Below are 1,777 nucleotides of genomic sequence, written 5' to 3' on the forward strand. Positions count from 1 at the left end.
GGAAGAGTTGATCGCGACGATCGATGCTATTCCGAGCATGGTTTGGAGTACATCCAACGACGGTCGCATCGTTTATTTGAACCGTCGTTGGTCGGATTACGGCGTCAAGGTTGCCAGTGACAAGGACGTCTGGCGCGACATTATCCATGCCGAAGATATCGGCGTGCTGGAAGCCGCTTGGCGTCAAGGAATTTCCGCCGGAAGTAGCTTTGAAGTGACCGTGCGTGTGCGGTTGGGCAACGGTGACTATCGGTGCATGATGATCGGCGCGGCACCGATGCGTGACGCTAATGGCGAGATCGTTCGATGGTACGGCGTCAATACGGACATTGAAGAGCGCAGGCTCGCGGAGCAGGCTCTTGAGCGCTCTAGGGCGGAGCTTGCTCACGTGACTCGTCTGACGATGCTTGGTGAACTTGCCGCATCGATCGCACATGAGGTCACGCAGCCGCTTGCCGCAATCGTGACAGCGGGCGAGGCGGGCATGCGTTGGATCAAGCGCTCGCCTCCCGACTTCACCGAGGTTCAGTACGCGCTCGGGCAAATGACTCACGATGCGAGGCGTGCGACGCAGGTCATTCATCAGATCCGCTCGATGGCGCAACGGCGGGATCCGGATATGATGTCAATCGACCTCGTTGCCGTGATCGAACAGTCGGTGGATCTGGTGCGACGAGAACTGCAAAGTCACCAGGCCGAAGTGTCGCTGTCGTTTTCGCAGTCGGTGCTCTGGATTACTGGCGATCGAGTGCAAATTCAGCAAGTCGTCATCAACCTGCTGATGAATGCAATTCAAGCGATGGCCGTTGTGACGGATCGCACGCGAAGGCTGAGTGTTTCAGTTCAGCGATACGAGGGCGACAAGACGCTCATTGCGATCGAGGATTCCGGGCACGGCATTAGCGAAGCAGATGCGAGTATGTTGTTCACGCCATTTTTCACAACTAAAAAGGAGGGGATGGGAATGGGGCTGTCGATTTGCCGATCGATTGTCGAGGCGCATGGTGGCCGTATCTGGGCCGAATCCCGGGGGAATAACGGTGCGACCATGTGGTTTGTTTTGCCCATTAACGGTGGGGGTGTCCATGAGTGAGGCGACACCACAGGTAGTGAAGCAATCGATCGCTTATGTTGTCGACGACGACGATTCCATGCGGTCGGCGCTCGGCATGTTGCTTCGGTCTGTTGGGCTGCGAGTCGAGCTATTCAGTTCGGCGCAAGAATTCCTCGCCTTCGACAAGCCGGACGTATCCAGTTGCCTTATTCTCGATGTGCGGCTCAAGGGGCAGAGCGGGCTCGTGTTGCAGGAGCAGATCGTTGCCGGCGACATGGGGTTGCCTATCATCTTTATCACGGCGCATGGTGACGTTGCCATGTCGGTCAAGGCGATGAAGAATGGTGCGCTGGATTTTCTTTCGAAGCCGTTTCGCGATCAGGAAATGTTGGACGCAGTGGAGGGGGCGCTACTGAAACACGAGGCTCGTCGCAGGACGGATGGACGGGTTGCGGAGGTGAGACGTCGCTATGAATCGCTGACCCCGCGTGAGCGGGAAGTCATGGGCTTCGTCGTGCGGGGGTTATTGAACAAACAGATTGCTGCGGAAATGGATTTGAGCGAGATCACCGTCAAGATTCATCGCGGGAATGCGATGCGCAAGATGGAAGTTCGCTCGCTGGCCGAGTTGGTGCTCGGGGCAAAACTGCTGGGTATTGCTCCCGCTGACGACTAAGTCGACACGCCGCGTGCCGGATATCGCTTGTCGATCATTCACGCCGC

The 1,777-nt window shown here is 57.1% G+C and carries 2 protein-coding genes; both read left to right on the top strand.

Translation table 11 applies throughout. The features are described 5' to 3' along the window. Positions 1 to 1,093, top strand: a 1,093-nt coding sequence (locus JMF90_RS35635; protein WP_201326210.1) for a PAS domain-containing sensor histidine kinase, incomplete at its 5' end; no start/stop codon positions are given. Further along, on the top strand, positions 1,086 to 1,730 hold the full coding sequence (locus tag JMF90_RS35640) for a response regulator transcription factor (protein WP_011547003.1): 645 nt from the start codon (positions 1,086 to 1,088) through the stop codon (positions 1,728 to 1,730). The genes JMF90_RS35635 and JMF90_RS35640, both read left to right, overlap by 8 nt. Positions 1,731 to 1,777: the final 47 nt, after the last annotated feature.

The organism is Burkholderia sp. E168m23, from assembly GCF_016586125.1.
GTDB classification, from domain to species: Bacteria; Pseudomonadota; Gammaproteobacteria; order Burkholderiales; family Burkholderiaceae; genus Burkholderia; species Burkholderia orbicola.

What these genes read in the sequence shown, in the direction of transcription:
- JMF90_RS35640 (WP_011547003.1), top strand. Translation starts at nt 1,086, where the DNA reads ATGAGTGAGGCGACACCACAGGTAGTGAAGCAATCGATCGCTTATGTT.